The organism is Sphingobium sp. SG1, assembly GCF_057063145.1.
In genome coordinates, this window is record NZ_JBVVOJ010000002.1 from 1 (window position 1) to 22,148 (window position 22,148).

At 65.5% G+C, this 22,148-nt stretch carries 36 protein-coding genes and 1 tRNA gene; 20 read left to right on the forward strand and 17 right to left on the reverse strand.

Translation table 11 applies throughout. The annotated features are described in order from the left end of the window. Positions 1–157: 157 nt before the first annotated feature. From AC0KVN_RS05425 to AC0KVN_RS05465, 9 genes are all read right to left on the reverse strand, one after another. Entirely contained in the window at positions 158–766 is a 609-nt protein-coding gene (locus AC0KVN_RS05425; RefSeq protein WP_483655974.1) for a hypothetical protein, read from the reverse strand. After that, the gene (locus AC0KVN_RS05430) at positions 766–918 is read right to left on the reverse strand and encodes a hypothetical protein (RefSeq protein WP_483655975.1); all 153 of its coding nucleotides are present in this window, start codon (positions 916–918) and stop codon (positions 766–768) included. Before AC0KVN_RS05430 ends, AC0KVN_RS05425 begins: the two co-directional genes overlap by 1 nt. 2 nt (positions 919–920) lie before the next feature. After that, positions 921–1,163 carry a DUF2312 domain-containing protein gene (locus tag AC0KVN_RS05435; RefSeq protein WP_483655976.1) on the reverse strand — a complete coding sequence of 81 codons (243 nt, stop codon included), beginning with the start codon at positions 1,161–1,163 and terminating at the stop codon, positions 921–923. Between the two features lie 26 nt (positions 1,164–1,189). Continuing rightward, entirely contained in the window at positions 1,190–1,426 is a 237-nt protein-coding gene (locus tag AC0KVN_RS05440) for a hypothetical protein (RefSeq protein WP_483655977.1), read from the reverse strand. Positions 1,427–1,438: 12 nt separating this feature from the next. Beyond that, positions 1,439–2,536, reverse strand: a complete 1,098-nt coding sequence (gene dnaN, locus AC0KVN_RS05445) for a DNA polymerase III subunit beta (RefSeq protein WP_483655978.1) — start codon at positions 2,534–2,536, stop codon at positions 1,439–1,441. Between the two features lie 187 nt (positions 2,537–2,723). Beyond that, positions 2,724–3,686: a DNA-methyltransferase gene (locus AC0KVN_RS05450; RefSeq protein WP_483655979.1), complete on the reverse strand. Its 963-nt coding sequence runs from the start codon at positions 3,684–3,686 to the stop codon at positions 2,724–2,726. Then, a complete protein-coding gene (locus AC0KVN_RS05455) occupies positions 3,683–5,128 on the reverse strand; it encodes a DEAD/DEAH box helicase (protein WP_483655980.1) in 1,446 nt (481 codons plus the stop codon). The genes AC0KVN_RS05450 and AC0KVN_RS05455 overlap by 4 nt, the downstream gene beginning before the upstream one ends. 35 nt (positions 5,129–5,163) lie before the next feature. Next, positions 5,164–5,586, reverse strand: a complete 423-nt coding sequence (locus AC0KVN_RS05460; RefSeq protein WP_287004282.1) for a hypothetical protein — start codon at positions 5,584–5,586, stop codon at positions 5,164–5,166. Positions 5,587–5,684: 98 nt separating this feature from the next. Then, positions 5,685–5,822: a hypothetical protein gene (locus AC0KVN_RS05465; protein WP_483655981.1), complete on the reverse strand. Its 138-nt coding sequence runs from the start codon at positions 5,820–5,822 to the stop codon at positions 5,685–5,687. 183 nt (positions 5,823–6,005) lie between these two features. On the opposite strand from AC0KVN_RS05465, the gene AC0KVN_RS05470 reads away from it, so the two are divergent. After that, the gene (locus AC0KVN_RS05470; protein ID WP_483655982.1) at positions 6,006–6,722 is read left to right on the forward strand and encodes a LexA family transcriptional regulator; all 717 of its coding nucleotides are present in this window, start codon (positions 6,006–6,008) and stop codon (positions 6,720–6,722) included. A gap of 2 nt (positions 6,723–6,724) precedes the next feature. On the opposite strand, the gene AC0KVN_RS05475 is transcribed toward AC0KVN_RS05470, so the two are convergent. Further along, positions 6,725–6,961, reverse strand: coding sequence for a hypothetical protein (locus AC0KVN_RS05475; RefSeq protein ID WP_483655983.1), 237 nt, complete (start codon positions 6,959–6,961; stop codon positions 6,725–6,727). Between the two features lie 174 nt (positions 6,962–7,135). Between AC0KVN_RS05475 and AC0KVN_RS05480 the strand changes: the two genes are divergently transcribed. The 17 genes from AC0KVN_RS05480 to AC0KVN_RS05560 all read left to right on the forward strand — a co-directional run bounded on the left by AC0KVN_RS05480 (position 7,136) and on the right by AC0KVN_RS05560 (position 16,699). After that, entirely contained in the window at positions 7,136–7,411 is a 276-nt protein-coding gene (locus AC0KVN_RS05480; protein ID WP_483655984.1) for a hypothetical protein, read from the forward strand. Beyond that, on the forward strand, positions 7,411–7,542 hold the full coding sequence (locus AC0KVN_RS05485) for a hypothetical protein (protein ID WP_483655985.1): 132 nt from the start codon (positions 7,411–7,413) through the stop codon (positions 7,540–7,542). Before AC0KVN_RS05480 ends, AC0KVN_RS05485 begins: the two co-directional genes overlap by 1 nt. Positions 7,543–7,675: 133 nt before the next feature. Continuing rightward, positions 7,676–8,152, forward strand: a complete 477-nt coding sequence (locus tag AC0KVN_RS05490) for a hypothetical protein (protein WP_483655986.1) — start codon at positions 7,676–7,678, stop codon at positions 8,150–8,152. After that, positions 8,149–8,442, forward strand: coding sequence for a hypothetical protein (locus AC0KVN_RS05495; protein ID WP_483655987.1), 294 nt, complete (start codon positions 8,149–8,151; stop codon positions 8,440–8,442). Before AC0KVN_RS05490 ends, AC0KVN_RS05495 begins: the two co-directional genes overlap by 4 nt. After that, positions 8,439–8,840 carry a hypothetical protein gene (locus AC0KVN_RS05500; protein ID WP_483655988.1) on the forward strand — a complete coding sequence of 134 codons (402 nt, stop codon included), beginning with the start codon at positions 8,439–8,441 and terminating at the stop codon, positions 8,838–8,840. The genes AC0KVN_RS05495 and AC0KVN_RS05500 overlap by 4 nt, the downstream gene beginning before the upstream one ends. Continuing rightward, the gene (locus AC0KVN_RS05505; RefSeq protein WP_483655989.1) at positions 8,840–9,316 is read left to right on the forward strand and encodes a hypothetical protein; all 477 of its coding nucleotides are present in this window, start codon (positions 8,840–8,842) and stop codon (positions 9,314–9,316) included. Before AC0KVN_RS05500 ends, AC0KVN_RS05505 begins: the two co-directional genes overlap by 1 nt. Further along, positions 9,313–11,571: a DNA cytosine methyltransferase gene (locus tag AC0KVN_RS05510; RefSeq protein ID WP_483655990.1), complete on the forward strand. Its 2,259-nt coding sequence runs from the start codon at positions 9,313–9,315 to the stop codon at positions 11,569–11,571. Before AC0KVN_RS05505 ends, AC0KVN_RS05510 begins: the two co-directional genes overlap by 4 nt. Beyond that, positions 11,568–11,846, forward strand: coding sequence for a hypothetical protein (locus AC0KVN_RS05515; RefSeq protein WP_483655991.1), 279 nt, complete (start codon positions 11,568–11,570; stop codon positions 11,844–11,846). The genes AC0KVN_RS05510 and AC0KVN_RS05515 overlap by 4 nt, the downstream gene beginning before the upstream one ends. Next, entirely contained in the window at positions 11,843–12,256 is a 414-nt protein-coding gene (locus tag AC0KVN_RS05520; protein ID WP_483655992.1) for a hypothetical protein, read from the forward strand. Before AC0KVN_RS05515 ends, AC0KVN_RS05520 begins: the two co-directional genes overlap by 4 nt. Continuing rightward, on the forward strand, positions 12,253–12,504 hold the full coding sequence (locus tag AC0KVN_RS05525) for a hypothetical protein (RefSeq protein ID WP_483655993.1): 252 nt from the start codon (positions 12,253–12,255) through the stop codon (positions 12,502–12,504). Before AC0KVN_RS05520 ends, AC0KVN_RS05525 begins: the two co-directional genes overlap by 4 nt. Further along, on the forward strand, positions 12,501–12,770 hold the full coding sequence (locus AC0KVN_RS05530) for a hypothetical protein (protein WP_483655994.1): 270 nt from the start codon (positions 12,501–12,503) through the stop codon (positions 12,768–12,770). The genes AC0KVN_RS05525 and AC0KVN_RS05530 overlap by 4 nt, the downstream gene beginning before the upstream one ends. Next, positions 12,770–13,000, forward strand: coding sequence for a hypothetical protein (locus AC0KVN_RS05535; protein ID WP_483655995.1), 231 nt, complete (start codon positions 12,770–12,772; stop codon positions 12,998–13,000). The genes AC0KVN_RS05530 and AC0KVN_RS05535 overlap by 1 nt, the downstream gene beginning before the upstream one ends. Then, positions 13,000–14,319 (forward strand): hypothetical protein, encoded by a 1,320-nt coding sequence (locus tag AC0KVN_RS05540; protein WP_483655996.1) that lies wholly within the window; start codon positions 13,000–13,002, stop codon positions 14,317–14,319. The genes AC0KVN_RS05535 and AC0KVN_RS05540 overlap by 1 nt, the downstream gene beginning before the upstream one ends. Beyond that, positions 14,316–14,501, forward strand: a complete 186-nt coding sequence (locus AC0KVN_RS05545; RefSeq protein WP_483655997.1) for a hypothetical protein — start codon at positions 14,316–14,318, stop codon at positions 14,499–14,501. The genes AC0KVN_RS05540 and AC0KVN_RS05545 overlap by 4 nt, the downstream gene beginning before the upstream one ends. Further along, positions 14,498–14,650 carry a hypothetical protein gene (locus tag AC0KVN_RS05550; RefSeq protein WP_483655998.1) on the forward strand — a complete coding sequence of 51 codons (153 nt, stop codon included), beginning with the start codon at positions 14,498–14,500 and terminating at the stop codon, positions 14,648–14,650. The genes AC0KVN_RS05545 and AC0KVN_RS05550 overlap by 4 nt, the downstream gene beginning before the upstream one ends. Further along, positions 14,643–16,025 (forward strand): hypothetical protein, encoded by a 1,383-nt coding sequence (locus AC0KVN_RS05555; RefSeq protein ID WP_483655999.1) that lies wholly within the window; start codon positions 14,643–14,645, stop codon positions 16,023–16,025. Before AC0KVN_RS05550 ends, AC0KVN_RS05555 begins: the two co-directional genes overlap by 8 nt. Before the next feature lie 2 nt (positions 16,026–16,027). Beyond that, positions 16,028–16,699, forward strand: a complete 672-nt coding sequence (locus AC0KVN_RS05560) for a DUF1643 domain-containing protein (RefSeq protein WP_483656000.1) — start codon at positions 16,028–16,030, stop codon at positions 16,697–16,699. 68 nt (positions 16,700–16,767) lie between these two features. Here the strand turns inward: AC0KVN_RS05560 and AC0KVN_RS05565 are convergent. Both AC0KVN_RS05565 and folK read right to left on the reverse strand, forming a co-directional pair. Further along, a tRNA-Lys gene (locus tag AC0KVN_RS05565) sits at positions 16,768–16,843 on the reverse strand. A gap of 41 nt (positions 16,844–16,884) precedes the next feature. Next, positions 16,885–17,394 (reverse strand): 2-amino-4-hydroxy-6-hydroxymethyldihydropteridine diphosphokinase, encoded by a 510-nt coding sequence (folK, locus tag AC0KVN_RS05570; RefSeq protein ID WP_159365742.1) that lies wholly within the window; start codon positions 17,392–17,394, stop codon positions 16,885–16,887. Between the two features lie 23 nt (positions 17,395–17,417). Here folK and AC0KVN_RS05575 point away from each other — a divergent pair, with 23 nt between their 5' ends. After that, positions 17,418–18,083 (forward strand): uracil-DNA glycosylase, encoded by a 666-nt coding sequence (locus AC0KVN_RS05575; protein ID WP_278394280.1) that lies wholly within the window; start codon positions 17,418–17,420, stop codon positions 18,081–18,083. A 115-nt stretch (positions 18,084–18,198) separates the two neighbouring features. Here AC0KVN_RS05575 and AC0KVN_RS05580 read toward each other — a convergent pair whose 3' ends face one another. The 4 genes from AC0KVN_RS05580 to AC0KVN_RS05595 all read right to left on the reverse strand — a co-directional run bounded on the left by AC0KVN_RS05580 (position 18,199) and on the right by AC0KVN_RS05595 (position 20,888). Beyond that, positions 18,199–18,525 carry a YnfA family protein gene (locus AC0KVN_RS05580; RefSeq protein WP_169861351.1) on the reverse strand — a complete coding sequence of 109 codons (327 nt, stop codon included), beginning with the start codon at positions 18,523–18,525 and terminating at the stop codon, positions 18,199–18,201. A 31-nt stretch (positions 18,526–18,556) separates the two neighbouring features. Then, a complete protein-coding gene (gene aguB, locus AC0KVN_RS05585; RefSeq protein WP_037507826.1) occupies positions 18,557–19,405 on the reverse strand; it encodes an N-carbamoylputrescine amidase in 849 nt (282 codons plus the stop codon). 68 nt (positions 19,406–19,473) lie between these two features. Further along, a complete protein-coding gene (locus AC0KVN_RS05590) occupies positions 19,474–19,806 on the reverse strand; it encodes a DUF2501 domain-containing protein (protein ID WP_069337833.1) in 333 nt (110 codons plus the stop codon). 89 nt (positions 19,807–19,895) lie between these two features. Next, on the reverse strand, positions 19,896–20,888 hold the full coding sequence (locus tag AC0KVN_RS05595; RefSeq protein WP_435566279.1) for an agmatine deiminase family protein: 993 nt from the start codon (positions 20,886–20,888) through the stop codon (positions 19,896–19,898). 101 nt (positions 20,889–20,989) lie between these two features. Here AC0KVN_RS05595 and AC0KVN_RS05600 point away from each other — a divergent pair, with 101 nt between their 5' ends. Next, the gene (locus AC0KVN_RS05600) at positions 20,990–21,442 is read left to right on the forward strand and encodes a DUF6265 family protein (protein WP_435566280.1); all 453 of its coding nucleotides are present in this window, start codon (positions 20,990–20,992) and stop codon (positions 21,440–21,442) included. Between the two features lie 321 nt (positions 21,443–21,763). Here AC0KVN_RS05600 and AC0KVN_RS05605 read toward each other — a convergent pair whose 3' ends face one another. Further along, a complete protein-coding gene (locus tag AC0KVN_RS05605) occupies positions 21,764–22,144 on the reverse strand; it encodes a hypothetical protein (RefSeq protein WP_435566281.1) in 381 nt (126 codons plus the stop codon). Between the last annotated feature and the right edge of the window lie 4 nt (positions 22,145–22,148).

Below are 22,148 nucleotides of genomic sequence, written 5' to 3' on the forward strand. Positions count from 1 at the left end.
GCGATCTTCTCGCTGTCCGGCGCGCGCAGCTTCGCTGCCAAGGCTTCGGCCCAGCACGTCGTGCGATAGGCTTTCTTTGCGCGCATCTGGTCGCGCCGCTTCCCATGGAAGTTCGGCGACAGCTCCTTCGGCGGCCAGGGGAGGCGGACACTATGCATCAGATCATCCCCGTGGCGACGCCGCCGAGCGTGAAGTCGTGGTCAGGCTTGCGGGGCTCGAACTTGCGAACGACAGCGACGCCGGCGTTGGCGCGCCGAAGCTGCTCTTCGAACGACATGCGGCCATTGCGTCGCGATGCGACCTCGGCGGCCATCATCTCTTCGATCTTGCGACGGGCATCTTCCTTCCGCATTCCTTGGCGGCCAAGGATCTTGCGATATTCGTCGCGGAGGTGCGGCGGGCACCAGCCGAGCACCGTCTCGGTATGCGCCTTCCCGGCACGGATCCGGGGCTCAGACCCCGGCGTCTGCGCAGCGTGGCCCAGTCCGGTGGCCGCCAAAGCCTGCCCGGATAGGCGGCGGCGCTCACGCTCGGCGGGATTGTTGGCGATGGACGCCTGAACTCCGGCCTTGCATGCGCGCTGCTGGCGCGACCGGAAAACGGGATCCTGATACAGCCGCTTGATAGTGGCGCTGGCCTTTGCCGCCTTCGCCGGGTCGCGCGCGATCACGGCGGCGCAGCAGTTGCGACACAGCCGGGTCTTGCGACGCTTGAATTCCTTCAGTTCGCGGCCACAGCCGCCTTCGCACTCGAATGTGCCGGTCATCAGATCTTCCCGAATTTCTGGAGCGCGGCCCGGCGGATCGCACGGTCACGCTTGATGCGACCTTCCATGGCGGCCCGCTCCCGGTCCCGCCGCGCGATGGCGACGGGGTGGGGGAACAGACGGCGCCAGGCGTTGACCAGCCGGGCGCGCATGATCATTCCATGCCCAGGGCGGCAAGATAGGTCTGGAGGACCGCCTCCATCTCCTGCCGGTCGTGCGGCTGCATCTTCCGCAGCTTGACGATCTGGCGAACGATCTTCGGCTCGTAGCCGGTCGCCTTCAGTTCCAGATAGACATCGCTGATATCCTCGCCGATGCCCTTTTTCTCTTCCTCCAGCCGTTCGATGCGTTCGATCAGCAGGCGGAGCTGGTCGGCGGCGATATTTCCTTCGGACATTGGTCAGTTTCCTTTCGTGGTGGTGATCAAGCTGCGCGTTTGCGCGGCTCGCCCATGGTCGAGCCGGGAAGATGGCCCGGCACGGGCAGGGTGAGGGGCTGAGCCAGCGGCGGGAGCGGCGCCGGCGGGAAGGCGATGGCGTGGCCATCGGAATAGATCTGGCGCCACTTTTCGGAGCTGAGGCGCAGATCCTCGATTGCCATCTGGGCCCACGACAAATCGCCGAGCAGAACCGCGGCAACGAGATCAGTTTCGTCTTTCACTGGTGACCTCCTTCAGACGTTCATCGGGCACACCATGTGCCGCGGTGCATTCGGGGAGCGGGCGAAGACGTGGGCATTGCCCAGTCCGTCGAAGTGCAGTTCCGCCTCGTCGCCAGGGCACTTGCCGACGGCGTCGCGCAGGAACTGGAGGGAGAAGCCGGTTTTGCGCCCTTCGCCGGAATATCCGACCATGACGGTGTCGGTGGCCGCGCCAGCCGACTGGCTGGCCACGCTGAGCGTCAGGCTGTCGGTCGTGAGCTCGACGGACACGCCGCTGTTGAATTGATCCTGGGCAAGCCCGACACGCGCCATGGCCGCGGACAGATCACGAGCAGAGAACAGGACGGGCTCGCCGACGGTGTCGGGCAGCTTCTTCCAATATTCGGTGAACTTGCCCTCGACTAGGCGGGTGAGGAAGCGGGCGTTTCCGCCATTAATCAGTGCTAGCCGGCCGTTGTGGCCGATCGTGATTTCGTCGACGCCGACAGCCATGGCGGATTTGATCTTGCCGACGACGGGCATGGGAATCGTCATCGGCGCAAACTCGCCATCGATGACCGCCTCGGCCGGGCAGATCGACAGGCGGTTCCCGTCAAAGGCAGCACATTCGATCCCGCCCGGGATAGCGCGCAGCAGGACGCCCTGATGGCTGGGCATGTGGTCGCCGGCCTTCACATGGTCGACGGCGGAGATCGCGGCGATCAGGTCGGCAAGCTTCATGCGCAGCTGCGGCTCGATGCCGTGGTCGTTCAACGGCGGAAACTGATCACTGGGCAGCGTCGGCAGGCGGAAGCGGGCGCGGCCGCTCTTGGCTGCGGCGCCCGTGTCAGTCAGCAGCAGTTCAATCTGCGCGCCATCAGGCGCGGTGCGGGCGATATCTTCGAGCAGGGCCGCGGGCACGGTGATTGCGAACGGATCGTTGACGGCTGCGGCGATCGTCACCTCAGCCCAGCAGTCCTGGTTGGTGGTCAGCAGTCCGACCCGGCCATCGCGCGCCTCGATGCGGACATTGTTCAAGACGGGGATGGCTTTGTTTGCTGACACGACGGTGCGGACGGCGGCGGCAGCGCGAGAGATGGCGGCACGTTCGGTGATGAAGGAATGGGTCATGGTCGCGTTCCTGCTATTGAGCCTGCCAGCCGAGCTGGCGGCGGATCTGGGCGAAAATCTTCTTGGAGCCGTCGTGACCGACGCCGACCGCACGGCCAGCCGCGTCGATGTCGCCGGTCTCAGCCAGGACTTCGGCGAAGGCTGCATCCCGATCTGGTGCGCCGGGTGTCGGTCATGCGGGGCATGGTCAGGCCGCCTCTTCGGGGAAAAGGCCGACATTCTTGTCATCGAGCTCATCGATGTTCGCGCGAGCCTGGGCGAAGTAGGAGGGCTTGAGCTCCATCCCGATGCCCAGCCGGCCCATCTTCACCGCGCTGTAGACCTCGCTACCGATGCCAAGGAACGGGGTCAGCACCGTCTCGCCAGGGTTGGTCCACAGGTCGATGCAGCGCTCGATCACGTCCAGCTGCAGCGGCGAGATGTGAAGCTCATCCTTCTCGTCCCGGCCGGCGCGGTACTGCAGGGTGCGGGTCTGGCGGATATCCATCCACACCGGCGATGCGTAGCGCTGCCAGACCTCGATCGAGTACCAGTTGCGGCCATCGGTCTCGGTGGTGAACTTCGACGGATCAGGGCCTTCGCCTTCGCCGATCCACATGTCGAAACATCCGTCGACGGGATCGGGATTGTCGCCGGGCTTGCGGAAGGTCACGATGAAGTCGGCCAGGCCCTGGCCACTCAGCGCGCTGTCCTTCACGATCTGCTTGTGCAGCAGGCGGATCGACTTGGTGCGCTGCTGGGCAACGACCGGGTCTTTCCAGATGCAGACCTCGCTGTGGAAGATCCAGCCGGCATCCTCAAAGGCGCGGATCACCTCGCCGCGGAAATCACGCATGCCGATATAGCCGTTGCGGATCTTGCTGGTCGGCAGCTGCATCACATGGACGCTGTGCAGGCGACCGGGCATCGCGACGCGCAGCAGTTCGGTGATCAGGAAGCGGTAGTGCTCCCAGAATGCATCGCCCTCATTGTTGGAGATGTCCCGGTCAAAATTGCTGAACTTGTACAGGCCTTCGAACGGCGGGCTGTGGATGCCGAAATGGATGCTGTTGTCGGGGATCGCGGCGATGAGTTCGCAGCAGTCACCCTGGTAAATGGCGTAGCGATCGGTGACGACCTGATCGACGGCCTGGATGTCGAGCGCGCTCATGCGGCGTCCTTCAGAAACGAGGGGAGGATGATGCGCTGGCTGGGCGCATAGGTGGCGACGGTGCGGCTGGCGCCGCGGACATTGGCGCTGGACAGGTCGGCCATGTGGCGGACCATGGCGGCGGCCATCCGATCGGCATCCGCTTCCTTGCGGCGCAGGTTGGCGACGGTGGCGCCTTCCGTCTCGGCGGCGATCATGTGGCAGTTGACGGCGCGGGACTGGCCGAAGCGCCAGAACCGGCGCACTGCCTGGTAAAACTGCTCCCAGCTGTCATTGAGCCCGACGAATCCGGTGTCGGCGCAGTGCTGCCAGTTCATGCCGAAGCCCGCGATTGTTGGCTTGGTCACCAGCCGCTCGATCCGGCCCTCGCTGAAGTCGATCAGGATCTGCTCCTTGCGATCGTCGTCGAGCGAGCCGTGCAGGTTGACTGCGCCCAGGCCGCGCGACAGGGCATCGGCCTCGGCGTTCAGGTTGCACCACCAGACGAACGGGCCGGTCGGCGGGGTGACGGAAATAGCGTGAGCGACGCGCTCTTCGATGCTGTCCTTACGCGCGGAGATGCGTTCCGACAGCGTCACGGCGGGCAGGGCGAACAACTGACCCTCGGCCGGCGTGGCGTCGATCGCGACGTCATGCTGGTGATAGTGAAGCGGCGGCAGTTCGTATCCGTCGTCGCTGTAGCCCAGGTCGCTGGGCTTGCGCAGCATCACTGCCCAGCTTGCCATCCACGCCCAGAACGCATCCTCGGCATGGCCTTTCAGGCGCCATTTCTGCGTCGAGCCGCCGTCGTGCGAGAAGAAAGTGGCGAGCATATCCGTGTAGGACATGGTGCCCAGGAACTCAGCGTGATTACCCAGCTCCATGAAGTCGTTCGGCGCGGGCGTCGCGGTCGCGGCCAGCCGGAAGGGGATCTGGCGGCAGGCCGCGATCAGCGCGGTGCGATAGTGACCGGTCGTCGACTTGAGGATGCTGCTCTCGTCCAGGATCACGCCGATGAACAGCGACAGGTCGAAATGCGACAGCTTCTGATAGTTGGTGATGTTGATGCCGGGCGCGCATTCAGCCTGGCAGGAGACGACACGGGCGGGGATGCCGAACTTCTCGGCTTCGCGGAGCATCTGGGCCGCGACGGCGAGCGGCGCGAACAGCAGCACCATGCCGCCGGTCGCGTCGCAGATCGCCTGACCCCAAGCCAGCTCCATCAGCGACTTGCCCAGGCCAGTGCCGGCCAGCAGCGCGGCGCGACCGCGGCGCAGCGCCCAGGCGACGATGTCGCGCTGGAACGGGAACAGTGCGGCGGGCAGATCCGGGATGTCGGTCAGGCCCGTCATCGGATCGTCGATCGCCTTGCTGGCAAGGAACTCGGCATAGGATCGCCGAGGCAAAGAGATACCGTTCGCGGAACCGGCATCAACCGGCGCCGCGCTGTTCGCGCTATCCATGTTCTCACTCCTGGGCGGTCAGCCGCCGGCTAGGTTCAGTTTCCCACGGCTCTCAGCCGCACTTCGTTGCGTCGGCGCTCCAGCACGCTGGCAGCGCGAATGAATTCATCGATTACGCCCGCACCTTCGAGCTTGCGGACATCGTCGTCACAGCAGACGCCATCCGAAAGCAGCGTGATCAGCAGGGGCAGGGCCTCCGCGATCTTGAGCGGGATGTTGCCGACGTTGTCGCAGCACAGCGCATCGGCCGGCACAGCCTTGGCGCCGATCAGCGCCAGAATGGTGTTGAGCGCCTCCGGGCCGAACGCCTTGCCGATCGACAGCATTGCGATGGCGCCCAGGTCGCCCTTCTTGTTGCGGGCATTGCCGACCGTCGCGGCCGATGTGCCCAGCAGGTCGGCCATGTCCTGATCGGTCAGGTCATCGCTCGCCTGCTGGGCTGCGACCGTCCGGCTCACGGCCTCGCGATAAGAATTCTGTGTGAGACGGGGCAACTTGCCCAACACGCTGGGCGCGCCTGCGCGTAGACCGGCACCATGATCGCAACAACCGGACATCATGCATGATCCTTCTTATCGACACGACCGCCATCAAGGGCACCAGCCGCGATCAGATCGGCCACCGTCCGGTGCGATCGGTAGGGGTAGGGCGCGACGACGTCGGCCGGCGTGCGGGTGCGGATGAGGGCACGCATCAGGCTGCCCTCCGATATCCGGCCATGAAGGCTCGGACGCGCTCGGCAGTGCTCAGCCGAATGTCGCGACCCTCGCGGAGCTGCCGAATGAAGTGACGGTCGTTAAGCGCCAACTCCCCAAACCTCCATTCGCTAAGGCCGTTGCTGGCGCGAAACGCCTCGATCTGAGAAAGTAGCGTGATCATGGAAATGGATCATATGTGGGAAATTTCCCCCAGTCAACGCCATGGGTGTGGGAAATTTCGATCCTCGCACTTGCTGGGGTTGCCGTGGGATATTTCACCCATGGCAAATTCACCGGACATTTCGCAGATTCGCGCATCTATCGAGCGAGAGATGGAGGCAAAGGGGTTCAGCAGACGCAGCCTGTCTTCCGCAGCTGGACTAAGTCAGACCACCGTGAGGGATCTTCTCGATCGCACTGAAAATCCCGGGATCGGCACGCTCCACAAGATCGCGGAGGCACTTCAAATCCCCTTCGAGAGCATTAACGGCTCACAGCAGGTTCCTTTGCTTGGCGAGGTCGGGGCGGGCGGTGTCGTTGCCTATTTCAAGGATGACCATGAGGCGGAGTTTGCGCCTCGCCCGCCACTCGCCCCTGGGCCACTAATGGCGCTGGCGGTTAAAGGGGATTCGATGCTCCCGAAATACGAACCTGGTGACGTGATTTATGTTCGCCGAGATCATGACGGGGTTTTGCCTGCATATCTTGGCCGCTATTGCGCTGTCCACCTTGTCGACGGCGGAACGTATCTCAAGATATTATCGGCTGGATCGAAGCCTGGGCGGTATACCCTGCGATCCCTCAATGCGGCAGATATGGAGAACTGCGAAGTGGTTTGGGCCGCGCCAGTTTTGTTCACGATGCAATCTCAGGTGAGCGCCAAACCAGCAGAATAAAGCTATGGGTAGCTGGTATTTATCCGGCTCATAGCGCAATCAAATTTCGCTGTTTCCGACCATTTAGCAGCCTGTTCTCCATCGCCAGCGTCCAAATAGGCGCTGGCGGCCGCGTTCGCGCGCTCACAGAGTGCGGTGTATGATGCACCGGCGCCTTTCGCGTTCTCATACTTCTTTGCCGCTTCGCTTCCTGCCGTGCACCCACTCAGGATCAGCGGCAAAATCATGGCCCAGCGCATTGAAATTTCCCATGCTTGTCAGATCGGTCTGAGGATCATACGGACGGCCAGGAAAATTGCGCGTGGGAAAAATCCCACATTTAAGTTGACACTGTGGGAAATATCCCCCAATTTTATCCCATCACCTGACCTCGCCGGATCGGCCGGCGACGCGAGACGGTGGGGAGATGTGGCATGCACGCCATCAGCTTTACCGTAGGCTCGGCCGCCGCTGGCGCAATTGCGCAGCAACAGGCGCTTGAGCATCGCGAAGACTTCGACGCGTATCGCACGCTCGACCTGATCAAGATGGGCTTCCAGAGTGCGAGCCAGGCGGTCGACATCCTTACGGCCGACCCGGCCGAGACGCGCGCCTGCCTGATCCACGGTGCCAGCCGCCTGCTGGCCGCTGCTGACCGGCTGGCACCCGGCGCGCCGCCCGCCAACGTCTTTCCGCTGGGCGCCGCGTGATGAGCCTCGCCCTGCACATCCTCTCCACCGTCGTCGCCATCGCGCTGATCACCGCATCCTGCGCCGCCATTGCCGCAGAGTTCCGGCGGTGCGGCCGCAAGATGCTTGCGGCCCTGGAGCATCGCCCGTGACGGTCCGCTTCCACACCACCGGTCGCGATCCTCTCGTCGTGCCTCGCACCACGCCCTGGCAGCGCGAGCGCGCCGGCGGCCCGATCCTTCCCATGCACCAGCCGCGCCGCTGGTGGCACATCTGGAGGCGCGCATGATGGCCACCTTCCATTCCGATCCGGTGGAACTCCTCAAGGCGATGTGGCGCGGCAACGCTGCGATGTCGAACCTTCTGCCGCTGGACGGCAAGCTCGCCGCGATCGAGGCGGCGAAGGCCGGCGCGACGCCGACCGAAGCCATGTATTTCGGCCAGGGCTATCGCCTGCCGACCGGCTGGGGCTGGGACCGCGTCGCCCAGGTGCGCGCGGCGCATCATATCGCCTCCTACCTCGCCCCGGTCGCGCTCGGCGGCCCGGCGATCGCCTGGGGCGTGCCGATGATCGATGGCAAGTTCCTGCAGCGGCCGCGCGGGCCGATGGCGCCGCGCGTCTTCCACCGTGCCAACACCTTCTACGTGATCGAGCTGCCGGCCGATGACGACCTCAATGCCCATGCCCAGGCGAACCCCGGCACGGTGAGGATCGAAGACATGTTCGGCAATGTCCTCTGTCCGGAGGGCTCTGAGCAATGATCGATGTCGCGTCCATCGCCTCCATGGCGGCGCACAAGGCCGAGCGCCTGCGCCGGCTGAACAACCAACCCCCACTGTCCGACTGCGTCGTTATCCCCCTGACGGCGCAGCGGGCAGGAGCCTCGGGCGACCTCGCCCCCTTTCATGGGTCGCCATCCTCCCCGCGCGGACCGGTCATCGAGGCTGATCGGTCCGCCTACCAATCCGATCCGGGCGACGAATGCCCGTGCCCCATCTGCACCAGCGACTGCGCACGCATTGTGCCGTGCCAGCGGGAGAATGACCGTTGACCGATCAACAGGAAAACGCCGCCTTCGACGCCAAGGCGCATCTGGAAGAACTGCTTTCGAATATGCCGCTGGGCGATGTCGCAAGCATGATCCTTGCCGAGCGCGCTGATGCTGCCAAGGTCCGCGCCTTGGCTGACGAACGCCTGGTCGGGCTGGACCGCTCGCGCGAGAAGGTCGCGCGCCTGGAAAACGAACTGGGCATCGCCAAGGCGGAAGCTCGCATCTTCTCGAACGATCGCGACAGCCTCCGTCGGCAGCTGGATCATGCCCAAGGCGCGGCGATGGAGATGCGCGGGTGGCTGCTCGCTGCCTATGCCGATCAGACGGTGCGCCGCGGCGATGTTGAGCCGACGAAACTGCCCAATGTCTACGGCGGTTGGGACGAGGTGCCGTTCTGATGAACATCGGTTATGCCTCCCTCGCCGACATGCAGGCCTGGGCCGCCCAGATCATGTCCCGCGAATGCGACTTCCCGATCGGCGGGCGTGAAAACCCGTATCTGGAGCGCTGGTGGATCATCCCGCGCAACGAGCAGCAGAACGTCTATCTGCACCGCATCCTGCGCGACGATGACGACCGCGCGCTGCACGATCGCCCGTGGGAGAACATCTCCTATGTGATCGCCGGCAGCTATCGCGAGATCACGCCGGATGGCACCTTCATCCGCCAGCCGGGCGACATCGTGCGGCGCCAGGCGACCGACATGCATCGCCTCGAACTCATCGACGGCCAGCCGTGCGTGTCGCTGTTCTTCACCGGCCCCAAGGTCCGCGAGTGGGGCTTCGACTGCCCCAAGGGCTGGGTCCACTGGCAGGACTTCACCGCCGGCGACAATGGCGAGCTGGTGGGCAACGGATGCGGGGAGTTCGCATGAGGCTCGGCCCCATCGCCTCCGTCCGAGATATCCGTCACGCGCACATGTTCTGCGGCGTCGGTGTCGGTGCGCGCGGCTTCAACCTGGCCGCGCCGCGCGTCGGCAATGTCCAGGCGCGGTTCGTTTGCGCCGGCGGCATCGACAATGACGCGGGCGCCATCCACAACTTCGGCCGCCTGACCGGCACGCCGGGCACGGTCATGGACTTGTTCAGCCGCGCGCAGTTCATCCGCTTCCACGGCAAGGAGCCTCCAGCCGACTGGCGCGAGGCCGCGCCGGAGGATATCCGCCGCGTGTTCGGCCGGACGCCCGACGTCGTCTTTCTGTCAGCGCCGTGCAAGGGTTTCTCGGGCCTGCTGTCGGCGACTCAGTCGAAGACGGACAAATATCAGGCTCTCAACGAGCTGACCCTGCGCGGCGTCTGGCTGCTGATGGAGGCCTATAAGGATGATCCGGTGCCGATCGTCCTGTTCGAAAACGTGCCCAGGATCCTGACGCGCGGCAAGTGGCTGCTCGACCAGATCATCGCGATCCTTCGCGGCTACGGATATTCGGTCAATCTCGACACGCACGACTGCGGCGTCATCGGCAACCTTGCCCAGAGCCGGAAGCGCGCGCTGGCGATCGCCCGGCACATGGAGAAGGTGCCGCCCTTCATCTACCAGCCCAAGCACCACCGCCTGCGCGGCGTGGGCGAGGTGATCGGCAAGCTGCCGCTACCGGGCGATCCGGTCGCGGGCTCCATGCACCGCGTGCCGTCGCTCCAGTGGAAGACGTGGCTGCGCCTGGCACTGGTGCCGGCCGGAAAGGACTGGCGCGCGCTGAATGATCTCGCGGTGGTCGACGGCCAACTGCGCGACTTCGGCATCGTGCCCGAACAGGTAATGCACAATGACAGCTTGGGCGTGAACCGCTGGACCGATCCGGCGCCGACCATCACCAGCCAGCGCGCGCCGGGGCAGGGGCGCTTCTCTGTCGCCGATCCGCGCGTGGACGCGGAATGGAATTCGGATGTCCTGGGCGTTCGCGAGTGGAGCGAACACAGCGGCACAGTTGCTGGCCGATCGTCGCCCAGCAACGGCGTATACAGCGTTGCTGATCCGCGACCGGGATATGGGCCGGCCACGCATCGGCATGTGCTCGGCGTCAACGAGTGGGAGGGGAAGGCCTCGGGCGCGATCTCGGGCGACCCGAAGCCGTCGACGGGCGCCTATTCGGTTGCCGACCCCCGGCCGCAGCAGGCCAACCAGAGCTATGGCCAGTATGGCGTGCGCGAGTGGGCGGACCCAGCCGGCACGGTGACCGGTCAGTGCGCGCCGGGCGGCGGTCCCAACAGCATCGCCGACCCTCGACTTGGGCGGAAAGCGCATTCGAACGTCTATCGCGTCGTGCCGTTCGACAAGGCGTCGATCGCGGTGACCTCGTCGCGCGATGCGGCGGTGGCTGATCCGCGCCCGGAAGGGAAGGACGGCTATACCACCACGAAATACAAGGTGACCCGCTTCGATGAGGCCAGCCGCACGGTGATCGGCGCCAGCACGACGGGCGATGGCGCTTTCGCGGTGGCGGACCCTCGGCCCAGCTGGGGCAACCAGCGGCACCAGAACATCATGCGCGTCACGCCCTATGAGGATCCAGCCGGCACCATCCCGGCTGCGGCCCATAGCGTCACGGGTGGCCATCCCTGTGTCGCCGACGCGCGGCGCGAGCATTACCAGACCGGCGGGCATTATGGCGTCGTTGCCTGGGAGCAGACGGGATATGCGGTCAGCGGATCGGCCTGCCATGACAACGGCTTCAACTCGGTTGCCGACCCGCGCGATCTCGAACTGTCAAGCAATGCTTTACCGTTGCCCAAGCCGGAGGATCGCCTCGTCTGTCGCATCATCGCGACCGACGGCACCTGGCACCGGCCGTTCACCACGCTCGATCTGGCCTCGCTCCAGTCGCTGTTCGACCCGGAAGAGATCTTCTTCCAGGAAGGCGGCATCTGGCACAGCCGCATGGCCTTCGACCTGGAGCATGGATCGGACGTCACGAAGCGCGAGTGGATCGGCAACGCCGTCCCGGGCGCGGCGGCGCGCGGCATGGCCGAGACGATCGGCGAGACGATCCTGCTGGCCGAGCAGGGCGAGACCTTCCGCCTCGACAGCCGCGCGATCTGGGTGAAGCCCGGCGCGCTCGCCCTGTCGATCGACAATGACCAGGCTGCATTCCGTATCGATGCGGCGAGCATTCCGGAGGCATCGCTATGAAGAAGCTCCATGTCGAAGCTCTGGCCACGGAGGATGGCGAACCTTGGGGCGTCTATGCCTATGGCCACATCGATCCCGCGCTGCTGACCCTCGACCTCATCAACGAGGCGCTGGACTACATCGGGCTTGAGCCGCTCGACAGGGCGGAGCCGGAGCATCTGTGGATGTACGCCGAAGAGGATGAAGATGGCGGGATGCCCGACTATCCCTGGCACTTCTGCCCAGCTGGGGCCGAGGGAGCGATCGCCGTCACCGGGATCGACTTCCAGGCATGAGCAAGTTCGGCGCCGACACCGACGACTTCACCCTGGTCAAGACGCGCTATGGCGTCTGCCACAGCATCCCTGTGGGCGGGGAGGGGCGGCGCGTTCACTGCAAGCGAAACGCGGCCACCTGCAAGTTCTGCCATGAGCATGGCGTGCCGGCGGCCGACCCGGATCCCTTCGATACCGCCTGCGCCCTGCTGCGGGCAAACTGGGGCAAGCGCTGGGCGGAAAGCGATCGCCGGCCGGGCGACTTGAAGGTGGACGAATATTGGCCCGCAGACGGCATCCACATCGTGGCGCTGGACGATGAGACCCGCGCCCGCACCATCCTCGTCAGCTTCGGCGAGAACGACACCGCCATGGGCGCGATCAGCGCCATCTGCGCGGTCCACAATGAGATGATCGGGAGGCCGGATTGACTTGGCCCAACCTTACCCCGCGCCAGCGCGCGATGCTGATCGAGAGCGAGCCGGACGACCTGACCGGCCGCGAGGGCATCGGCATCGAGCTGCGCATCGGCGCCGACTATGCGGTCGCCAAAGCGCTGGAGCGCCGGAAGCTCGGACACCGGCAGGGGCCAGGCGGCTTTCTGCCAGGCATGTATTGGAACAATACGATGGGGCTGGCTGTGCGCGCAGCCCTCATGACCGATGAGGATGCCCGATGATCATCCCGCGCCTCACGCCACCACAGAAGCGCCTGCTGCGCGCGCTGGAATCTCCGCTGGCCGATGGATGGGCGCGCTACATACCGCGCCAGCACATACGGGGTGACGGGCTGGTGTCCGCCTGGGCGCTCTGGCGCCGCGGCTATGTCGCGACCAACCCCGACACGAACGGGCCGTCCGCCTTCGCGCGGCGCCGCGACGGCTGGGTGCAACTCACGCCGCTCGGCATCGAACTGCGCGCGGCCATGCAGAAGGAGGCGAACTGATGGGCCTGGCGCTTGAGAAGCTGCCCGACTGGCCGGCCGGCATGAACCGGGCGCTGGCGCTCGCATATACCGGCGTCAGCGAGCAGCAGATGCGGGATTGGGAGAAGGAGGGGCGGGTGCGCTTCCGGCCGCGCGGTCCGCGCGGGCAGATGATGGCGCTGCGCAGCGACCTGGACGGCGCGCTTGCCGAACTGTTCGGCGACACCGCCGGCGGGGGCATCGTATTCTGATGGCAAAGACGATCGTCAAGCTGCCCTCCTACACCCGCCGCGTCGCAGTGAAGGGCGGCCATGCCTATTATTGGGAACTGCCCGCCTGGGCCCGGCCCACGAAGGATCCTCGCACCGGCCGATCGGTGCCGGCCGTGCGGCATGAGAAGCCGTGCCCGGTCGTGTCGACCGCGCTGGGCACCGACCACAATCTGGCGGTGGAAAAGGCGGAGGCGCTGAACGAGGCGCTGGCCCAGTGGCGGAAGGGCGCCGTGGGCAAGGAACTGAAGCCCGGCACCATCGCATGGCTCTTCCAGTGGTACCGGGGGCAGGACCGCTACACCCGCAACAAGCCCAAGACGCAGAAGGATTATCGCCGGCTGATGGACATGCTGTGCGAGTTCCCGAGCAAGTTCGGGCCGCTCGGCGGGCGCCTGGCCGCCGCGATGGACGGAGAATCTGCCGACGCGCTCTACAAGAAGCTGCGCGAGACAAAGGGCGAGCGCGAGGCATCCTATGCGATGCAGGTGTCCCGCCTGGTCTGGCGCTGGGCTGCGCGGCACAAACGCACCACGGGCGTGAAGGACAATCCCTTCGCCGGCATGGGCATCAAGAGCATCGCCGCCGGCGAGACGCGGGAGACGACGCGCGCCGAATATGACCTCTACCGCCAGACTGCGCGGGAGATGGGCTGGCAGAGCATGGCCACGGCCGCGGCGATCTGTTTCGAGGGGTGCCAGCGCGTCAGCCAGGTGTTCGGCTTCTGGGGCGAGGATGAGAAGGACCAGAAGGGCAAGGTCAAGCCGGCCGGGCTGCAATGGTCGATTTACAAGCCGGGCGTGGCGATCGCGCTGACGCAACGGAAGACCGGCAACCCGGTGTGGCTCGAACTGACCGACGACATCGATGGTGAGACGGTGCAGCTATATCCCGAACTGGAGCGCGAACTGCAGCTGTCGATGAAGACCGCCGAGCGCGACCGCCATGGGCGCCCGGTCGGGCAGATCATCCTGATGGAGACGACAGGCCAGCCGTATGAGCCGGGCTGGATGGCCAAGGTCCATCGCAAGATCTGCGACAAGGCGGGCCTGCCCAAGACGATGACGTTCACCGGCTTCCGGCACGGCGGCATCACCGAGATCGGCGACAGCGGCGAGGCGGATGTGCGGCCGATCTCCGGACACAAGACGCTCGCGCAGACGCGCACCTACAACAAGGCGACCGCCGAGAAGGGGCGCCGGATCGCGCTCAAGCGGCGCGAGCATATCGACCAACTGGGCGAGCGGGAGGGTGGCAAAGCCAGCCGGCCGGGCTCGCGGGATAAGGAGGATGATCAGTGAACGTGAAGGAACGTCGGACCTATGCCTTGTCACGGCAGGAGTTGATCGAGGTCGTGGCTGATCATCTGTGCATTTCGCTCGATGGTTGCGAGGCTGAGGTCGCCATTGAAAGCGCTGCGCTTGGCCATCCTCAGCCAGTGTTCTGGCTGACGATTGAAACCAGCCATGATCGCAATCCGTGAGCGCGCCCACATCAGATCTGCGCGCGGGCTTAGCCTATGCGCTGATCCGCTTTGCCATGTGGATCTATCCCGGCCTCGCGGCCGAGTTGGCCGAAATGGGCTGGAATGCCTTCGCCGATATCATCGCAAAGGATGAAAGCAATGACTGACCCGATCAACATGCTGCTGTGGTGCCCGCAGTGCAATGCGCAGCACATCGATGCACCGAGCGAAGGCTGGGATAACCCGCCGCACCGGTCGCATCTGTGCCATGAATGCGGCTGCATCTGGCGCCCCGCCGATGTCCCCACCAATGGGGTTGCCGAAGTCAAGACGGCCGGTGATGCGGACACCTGGGGATGGACCGGCGGATATAGCCTGTTGCCGCCCTTGGGTCGGCGGCTATCGGATGCGCTGGCTTCGCTTGAAATCGCGGAGCGAGATCGGCACGACCTGCTGCACGCCCTCGGCTGGAAGACGGGGCCGTTCACCGATGACGGCACGCGCCAGGTCGTCATGGATGACACCGCCGGCCTCAGGCCTGAAATGGTCAAGGCTCGTCGTCGCGCGCAGGAAGCTGAGGGCAGCGCGATGATGTGGCACATGATCGCGGGCGATCGCGTCGAGGATGCGCAATCCGGGCTATTGCTGCGCATTTGGCGCCAGTTGCGGGAAGAGCAGCAGGCGCGGCGGGTGGCAGAGACCCGCCGCGCAAAGGCGCTGATGCCGTTCCAGGAACGCGTCCAGCCGTGGATGATGGAATGCTTCGGCGAGGCGATCAGCGGCGACATGCTGGAGCGCGCTGACCGGTTCACCGAAGAGGCGCTCGAACTGGCCCAGACCATGCCTGGCTTTTCGGCTGAGCGCGCCCATGCGCTGGTCGACTATGTGTTCGGCCGCGATGTTGGCGAACGCAAGCAGGAGGTCGGCGGTGTCATGGTCACGCTGGCCGCGCTGTGCCTTGCCGCTGGCGAGGATATGCACGATGCCGGCGAAACTGAACTGGCGCGGATCAGCGAGCCGCACATTGTTCAGAAGATCAGGGCCAAGCAGGCAGCCAAGCCAACCGGATCGGCGCTGCCCGTCGCGTCGCCCAGGTCGGAAATCCAGCGTCTCGGCCAAGAGTTCGACGCGGGGGAGCAGTGTGCGATCGGCGGAAAATGCGGCATGGCTGAACTGCTGGATGCAATTCATACTGACCTTGATGGCCTTGGCGCGCCACGCAAATCGCCGGATGGCAAAATCACCTACGGCCACTATCACCGCATGCATTTTCTGGCCCACCCGCCCCAATCTCGCGGGCAGGCGTTCGACGGCGAGGGGGAGGCGGTGCATCCCGATACGGCGCGCCTCGATGCCTTGCGTGACGAATGTTGGGACTTGCGGTGCTTCTCAGTTCCGACCGGCGGCGATGACGCCGATGTCGCGTGGAAGGTTGTCGGGCACTGGATGGCCGAACCGCAAGAGCGCACGATTGCCGAAGGTTGGAGCCATGACCCGCGTGTCGCCATCGACGCCGCCCTCTCCGAAGCGCGGGAGGCATAGGCATGCCCCGCGACCTGTTCGGCCAGCCGATCGCGCCGCGCGCGTCCGACATCCGCATGGAGGTCGAATTCGCGCTGGCCGACCGGGCGCGGCTGTGGCTGCGCTATGTCTGGGATGAAGACATGCCGGCCGCCGCGTTTCTGATGAACAACCCTTCGATCGCGGGTGGCGATGGCAGCCCGTTCGATCCGACGGCCAAGCGGACCATTCACTTTGCCCACACGCACGGCTGCGGCTCAGTCTGGCTGGTCAACTGGTGCCCGCTGATCGCGACCCATCCGGCCGACCTGCGGAAGATGCTGGCTGGCGGTGGGGAAGAGTGGTGGCAGAGGCGTGAGCACTGGCAGCGCGTCAATGGTCTGGCGGTCGAGCGGGCCGGGCGGGCAGCATCGATCCGCGTGGTCGCATGCGGGCCCGATGGCTTCCGCCGTCATCCCGATCTGGTGCGCCGGGCGCTGCAAGCCTTCCTCTGGCACTATCCACCGATCCAGCAGGAGCATGAGGCGATGTGTCTTGGCGTGACGCCGGAAGGCGCTCCGCTCCATCCCCTGGCGCGTGGAAAATTCGCGATCACCAACGACACACGACTCACGAAATGGTGGCCGAACTGGGGCGACGGCCGGCCGTTTGGGACGCAAGAACAGGCCGCGAACATCCCGATTTTGTCGGAATGACGGTCGGAAAACCTGTCGGAATGATTCGCGGAGCGCGCCAGAAAACCCAAGTAAAACAAGGGTTCGTATGGTGAGTCCAGCTGGGTTCGAACCAGCGACCTACTGATTAAAAGTCAGTTGCTCTACCGACTGAGCTATGGACCCCCTGTCGAGACCGCTCGCACTAGTGGCGTGCGGGCGGCTGGTCAACCTCTTGTGGCACGATGATAGGATGCTTTTCGCAAAAGCGCATGCAGATGCCGCACGCTCTGCCCGGAAGGCGGGCATTTCCAGTCGGGCGCGATGGCGCTGAGCGGGCGCAGGACGAAGTCGCGCTGGGCAAAGGCGGGGTGGGGGATCAGGAGATCGCGGCTGCGCCAGCGGCCGCCCGACCAGAGGATGATGTCGATGTCGAGCCGGCGCGCGCCCCAGCGCTGGAAGCGGCGGCGGCCAAGCCCGGTCTCGATGCCTTGCAGTGCGGCCAGCATGGCGGGCGGGGGTAGGGCGCTGTCGACCAGCAGCGCGGCATTGGCGAAGCGGCGACGCGAGGGGCCGAGCGGCGGCGTCTCGATCGTCGGGGACAGGGCGACCACATCGCCGAGCGCGCCGATCCGGCGCACGGCTTCGGCCAGCAGGCGCGGCGGCGTCAGCCGGGCCGAGAGCGGCCGATTCGATCCGATCGAAAGCGCATAAAGGTGGCGGCTTGTGTCCGGCATGGTGCAGCGCCTATCTGAGCGCCATGATCCTGCAAAGCCCCCTATCAAGTGAACCGCCCCGCGACTGTCCGCTCTGCCCCCGCCTGGTCGCGCTGCGTGCGGAATGCCGGGCGGAACATCCCGACTGGTGGAACGCGCCGGTGCCCGCCTTTGGCGATCCGATGGCGCGGATCGGCATCATCGGCCTGGCGCCGGGCAGGCAGGGCGCGAACCGCACCGGCCGGCCCTTCACCGGCGATGTCGCGGGCGAGCTGTTCTTCGCGACGCTCAAGAAGTTCGGGCTGGCGCAGGGCAATTATGAGGCGCGGGTCGATGACGGGCTGGAACTGCGCGACGCGATCATCATCAATTCGGTCCGCTGCCTGCCGCCGCAGAACAAGCCGGTGCCGGCCGAAGTGCATGCCTGTCGCCCCTTTCTGGCCGATGGCGTGGCGCAACTGCCGCGCGCGCGGACCTTCGTGGCGCTGGGCGAGATTGCGCATCAGTCGGCGGTGAAGGTGCTTGGCGGCAAGCTGCCCAAGGCGCGTTTCGCGCATGGCGCGGAGCATCGCATGCCCGACGGGCGGATGCTGATCGATAGCTATCATTGTTCGCGCTACAACCAGAATACCAACCGGCTGACGGCGGAGATGTTCGAGGCGGTGTTCGCGCGGGCGGTCGAACTGGCGGGGCTGACGTCCGCCAATTAAATCCGCTCCGGCTTTAGATCCGTTCGTTTCGAGCGCAGTCGAGAAACATGCGTGACAGCGATTCTCGACAGCCTCGAAGCGAACGGAGGTGGTTGGCTAGTGTGGATGGGATGGCTCAGGCGCGGTGCGGGCCGAACAGGATGATGCCCGCGCCGACCAGGCTGAGCGCCACGCCGGCCATGTCCCAGCGGTCCGGCCGCACGCCTTCCACCAGCCAGAGCCAGAGCAGCGCCGAACTGATATAGACGCCGCCATAGGCCGCATAGGCGCGCCCGGCGGCCGCCGCATCGACCAGCGTCAGAAGCCAGGCGAAGAGCAGCAGCGACCCCGTGCCGGGGATCAGCCACAGCATCGACTTGTCCATCCGCAGCCAGGCCCAGAAGGCGAAGCAGCCGGCGATTTCGGCCAGGGCGGCGGCGATATAGACCAGGATCGAGGGCATCAGCCGATCCGCGTTCGGGCAGCGTGCGCCATCAGATATCCTGCGCGATGCGGCCGTAAAGTTCGGGGCGGCGATCACGGAAGAAGCCCATGCCGGCGCGGTGGATCTTCGCCTTGGCAAGATCCAGCGTGGCGACCAGCGCGCCATTGTCCCTGGCGTCGGACTCCGCCAGGAAATCGCCCCATTCGTCGCTGATGAAGCTGTGGCCGTAGAATTTCTGGCCCTCTTCCTCGCCGATGCGGTTGGCGGCGATCACCGGCATGCAGTTGCTGACCGCATGGCCGATCATCGCGCGGCGCCACATGCGGCTGGTGTCCAGCTCCGCATCATAGGGTTCGGAGCCGATCGCGGTCGGGTAGAACAGCATTTCCGCGCCCATCAGCGCCATGCAGCGGGCGGTTTCGGGATACCATTGGTCCCAGCAGATGCCGACGCCGACGGTGCCATATTTGGTCGGCCACACCTTGAAGCCGGTATTGCCGGGGCGGAAATAATATTTTTCCTCATAGCCCGGACCGTCGGGGATATGGCTCTTGCGATAGACGCCCATGATCTCGCCCTCATCATCGATCATGGCGAGCGAGTTGTAATAATGATGGCCGTCCCGCTCGAAATAGCTGGTCGGGATATAGACGCCCAGATCCTTGGCTAGCTTGCGCATTTCCTGCACGGCGGGGTGCTGGTCGGTTGGCTGGGCGCGGTCGAACAGGGCTTCGTCCTCGACCCGGCAGAAATAATGGCCCTCGAACAGTTCGGGCGGCAGGATGATCTTCGCGCCGCGGGCGGCGGCCTTGGTCACATGATCGGCGACCATGGCGATATTGTCGGCCATGTCGTCCGAAAAGGCGAGCTGCAGGGCGGCGACGGTCACGCGGGTCATTCATCACTCCATGATGGGTTCGCCGCGCGATATAGGGGCTATGGCGCCGCCGCGCTACCGGGAAGGGCCTATAGCAGGGAAGCCGATTGCTTGAGCACCATGGAGCACATCTTGCCCTTGGCATCGCCCTTCAGGCTGTCGAGCGAAATGTCCTTCTTGCCGGCGTGGATGATGCCGGTTTCGCCGGACTTGAAGGCGCCCGAGCCCTTTACGCCCGGCTTCTTGTTCAGCTTGTCCAGCACGGCATTGGCGCTGGTCGCATCAACGAGCCGGTTCTTGACGCAATAGCCCAGCACGCCGGCGGCATTGTCGGCGCCCATGCCGATGATGCTGGGCAATTGGGCGGTGCCGGCGCTCGCGCCCAGCAGGATCAGTGAAGTGGCAAGGATCGGACGAAACATGGGGCAATGCTCCTGAAGCCGGGCGATGCTGCGTCGCCCGGCCCGGAAATTGCGCCCGCATGCGCATCCCCGCAACGGGGGACTAACCCTTAGACCAGCGAGGGCATCTGCTGGCTGCAGCAATGGAAGCTGCCGCCGCCCGACAGGATCGCGTCGCTGCGCAGGCCGATGATCTGACGCCCCGGAAAGAAGGGGGCGAAAGCGTCGAGCGCTGCCTGATCATTGGGCTGGCCATAGATGGGGACGATGACGGCGGCATTGCCGACATAGAAATTCATGTAGCTGGCCGGGATCGCCTCGCCATCCACCAGCACCAGGCCGGGCGAGGGGATGTCGACCACGTCGACGCCATGCGCCTTGGCGCGGGCGCGGGCGTCGGCATAGATGGCGGTGTTGGGATCGTCCGGGGTGGTCGCGATCGGCAGCGCCAGCTTGCCCGGCGCGACGAAGCGGGCGAGATTGTCGACATGGCCGTCCGTATGGTCGTTGAGCAGGCCATCGCCCAGCCACAGCATGTCGGACAGGCCCAGCGCGCCGGCCAGCAGCGTCTCGATCTTGCCGCGATCAAGGTCCGGGTTGCGGTTGGGGTGGAGCAGGCATTGCTCGGTCGTCACGAACAGGCCGGTGCCGTCGGTATCGATCGCGCCGCCCTCGAACACCCAATTCTGGGTGGAGGTCGCCATGCCGGTGGTTGCGGCCAGGCGCGCGCCAATATCCTCGTCACCGGGCATCTGATATTTGCCGCCCCAGCCGTTGAAGCCGAAATCGACCAGTGCGCGCTCGCCTGTCATGCCGTTCAGCACGGTGATCGGCGCGGTGTCGCGCAGCCATACGTCGCCCAGCCTGTGGACGGCGATGGTGACGCCCGGCGCGACCAGGACACGCGCAGCGTCGGCATCTGCCTCATTGGCGACGACCAGACGCACCTCCTCGCCCTTGCCATCGGCGTGGAGTGCGCTGGCGAAATCGGCAATCTGGCGGCGGGCGCCGTCAAAGGCGCCGGGCCATTCGTCCGGGTTGGTCGGGAAGCCGATCCAGGTCCAGTCGTGCGGCGCCCATTCGGCAGGCATGCGAAAAGTCATAGATTTGTCCTTGCCCGGCGCGCTGGCCGGTCCGAGATAGCGGGAGAGATGTTGCGCGCTCCATAGCGCAGGGTCGCGGATCTGGACAGAGGGTGTAGCGGGTGAAGAAGAGCGTATCGATCATGCTGGCGGCACTGATGCTGGGCTGGGCGCCGCTGGCGCAGGCGGCGGACCTGCCCGAATGGCTGACCGGCGAATGGCAGCAGGAACGGGGCGATCGCTGGACCGAGGAGCTGTGGTCGCTGCCGCGCGGCGGGGTGATGATTGGCATGGGCCGCACCGGGCGCGGCGAAAGCCTGCAAAGCTGGGAGGTGATGCGGATCGTGCGCGCGGCGGACGGAACGCTGACGCTGCATGCGGCGCCGGAGGGCGGCAAGGAGACGATCTTCCCCGTGCTGGAACAGGGCGTGCGCGACATCAGCTTCGCCAATCCCGACCATGATTATCCCCAGCGCATCCGCTACTGGCGCGAAGGCCGACTGCTGATGGCCGAAACCGCGATGATGGACGGCAGCAACGCCCAGAACTGGACCTATGCCCCGGCGGGGCAGTGAGGGGGGAGGTTACGACCAGAATCTGACGTACCTAGTTCCTCCCCAAGCTTGTCTTGGGGAGGTGGCAGCGCGAAGCGCTGACGGAGGGGAAATGGCGCAAGCGCAACGCTATTGCCCCTCCACCGCCTTCGGCGGTCCCCCTCCCTAAGCAAGCTTGGGGAGGATTTTCGGACAGTCCGCTTCCCACCCAGGTCCGTCATGCCAGCGGAGGCTGGCATCTCACTTCTTTTAACGATGGGTTTGAAAGAAAAGAGAGATCCCAGCCTTCGCTGGGATGACGGGATGAAAGGCAGGTTGGCACCTATGCGCCCACCTCAGACTTTAAGGCCGTTTTCCGCCCGGCTGGCTGCGCTGGGCTTCGGTCAGGCTCTGGAGGGCGCGGCCTTGCATGTCGATTTCGCGCTGCTCTGAGTAGCTGAGGCCATCGCGGGCGCTGCGATCGGCCTGGGCGTCGGCGCGGTCGGCCTCGCGGCGGAGCGCGCGCGCCTGTTTCCTGCTGAGCGTGCCGCTCTTGCGCCCGTCGCGTATGTCCTCGCGCGCCCGATCCAGTTCATAGTCGCCCGAGGGGCGAGGCTCGACCCGGACATTGACCGGGCCGGGCGGTGCGGTCGGCTCTGACTTGGGCGCGATTTGCGCGGGCAGCGCGGCCGGCAGGGCGAGGGCGGTCAGAAACAGGCTGGGCAGGGCAAGGGGGATGCGCATGGCG

Coding starts and splice junctions, on each gene's coding strand:
- AC0KVN_RS05425 (WP_483655974.1), bottom strand. CDS start 766: ATGACCGGCACATTCGAGTGCGAAGGCGGCTGTGGCCGCGAACTGAAG.
- AC0KVN_RS05430 (WP_483655975.1), bottom strand. CDS start 918: ATGCGCGCCCGGCTGGTCAACGCCTGGCGCCGTCTGTTCCCCCACCCC.
- AC0KVN_RS05435 (WP_483655976.1), bottom strand. CDS start 1,163: ATGTCCGAAGGAAATATCGCCGCCGACCAGCTCCGCCTGCTGATCGAA.
- dnaN (WP_483655978.1), bottom strand. CDS start 2,536: ATGACCCATTCCTTCATCACCGAACGTGCCGCCATCTCTCGCGCTGCC.
- AC0KVN_RS05450 (WP_483655979.1), bottom strand. CDS start 3,686: ATGAGCGCGCTCGACATCCAGGCCGTCGATCAGGTCGTCACCGATCGC.
- AC0KVN_RS05455 (WP_483655980.1), bottom strand. CDS start 5,128: ATGGATAGCGCGAACAGCGCGGCGCCGGTTGATGCCGGTTCCGCGAAC.
- AC0KVN_RS05465 (WP_483655981.1), bottom strand. CDS start 5,822: ATGCGTGCCCTCATCCGCACCCGCACGCCGGCCGACGTCGTCGCGCCC.
- AC0KVN_RS05470 (WP_483655982.1), top strand. CDS start 6,006: ATGGAAATGGATCATATGTGGGAAATTTCCCCCAGTCAACGCCATGGG.
- AC0KVN_RS05475 (WP_483655983.1), bottom strand. CDS start 6,961: ATGCGCTGGGCCATGATTTTGCCGCTGATCCTGAGTGGGTGCACGGCA.
- AC0KVN_RS05480 (WP_483655984.1), top strand. CDS start 7,136: ATGCACGCCATCAGCTTTACCGTAGGCTCGGCCGCCGCTGGCGCAATT.
- AC0KVN_RS05485 (WP_483655985.1), top strand. CDS start 7,411: ATGAGCCTCGCCCTGCACATCCTCTCCACCGTCGTCGCCATCGCGCTG.
- AC0KVN_RS05490 (WP_483655986.1), top strand. CDS start 7,676: ATGATGGCCACCTTCCATTCCGATCCGGTGGAACTCCTCAAGGCGATG.
- AC0KVN_RS05495 (WP_483655987.1), top strand. CDS start 8,149: ATGATCGATGTCGCGTCCATCGCCTCCATGGCGGCGCACAAGGCCGAG.
- AC0KVN_RS05505 (WP_483655989.1), top strand. CDS start 8,840: ATGAACATCGGTTATGCCTCCCTCGCCGACATGCAGGCCTGGGCCGCC.
- AC0KVN_RS05510 (WP_483655990.1), top strand. CDS start 9,313: ATGAGGCTCGGCCCCATCGCCTCCGTCCGAGATATCCGTCACGCGCAC.
- AC0KVN_RS05515 (WP_483655991.1), top strand. CDS start 11,568: ATGAAGAAGCTCCATGTCGAAGCTCTGGCCACGGAGGATGGCGAACCT.
- AC0KVN_RS05520 (WP_483655992.1), top strand. CDS start 11,843: ATGAGCAAGTTCGGCGCCGACACCGACGACTTCACCCTGGTCAAGACG.
- AC0KVN_RS05530 (WP_483655994.1), top strand. CDS start 12,501: ATGATCATCCCGCGCCTCACGCCACCACAGAAGCGCCTGCTGCGCGCG.
- AC0KVN_RS05535 (WP_483655995.1), top strand. CDS start 12,770: ATGGGCCTGGCGCTTGAGAAGCTGCCCGACTGGCCGGCCGGCATGAAC.
- AC0KVN_RS05540 (WP_483655996.1), top strand. CDS start 13,000: ATGGCAAAGACGATCGTCAAGCTGCCCTCCTACACCCGCCGCGTCGCA.
- AC0KVN_RS05555 (WP_483655999.1), top strand. CDS start 14,643: ATGACTGACCCGATCAACATGCTGCTGTGGTGCCCGCAGTGCAATGCG.
- AC0KVN_RS05560 (WP_483656000.1), top strand. CDS start 16,028: ATGCCCCGCGACCTGTTCGGCCAGCCGATCGCGCCGCGCGCGTCCGAC.
- folK (WP_159365742.1), bottom strand. CDS start 17,394: ATGCCGGACACAAGCCGCCACCTTTATGCGCTTTCGATCGGATCGAAT.
- AC0KVN_RS05575 (WP_278394280.1), top strand. CDS start 17,418: ATGATCCTGCAAAGCCCCCTATCAAGTGAACCGCCCCGCGACTGTCCG.
- AC0KVN_RS05580 (WP_169861351.1), bottom strand. CDS start 18,525: ATGCCCTCGATCCTGGTCTATATCGCCGCCGCCCTGGCCGAAATCGCC.
- aguB (WP_037507826.1), bottom strand. CDS start 19,405: ATGACCCGCGTGACCGTCGCCGCCCTGCAGCTCGCCTTTTCGGACGAC.
- AC0KVN_RS05590 (WP_069337833.1), bottom strand. CDS start 19,806: ATGTTTCGTCCGATCCTTGCCACTTCACTGATCCTGCTGGGCGCGAGC.
- AC0KVN_RS05595 (WP_435566279.1), bottom strand. CDS start 20,888: ATGACTTTTCGCATGCCTGCCGAATGGGCGCCGCACGACTGGACCTGG.
- AC0KVN_RS05605 (WP_435566281.1), bottom strand. CDS start 22,144: ATGCGCATCCCCCTTGCCCTGCCCAGCCTGTTTCTGACCGCCCTCGCC.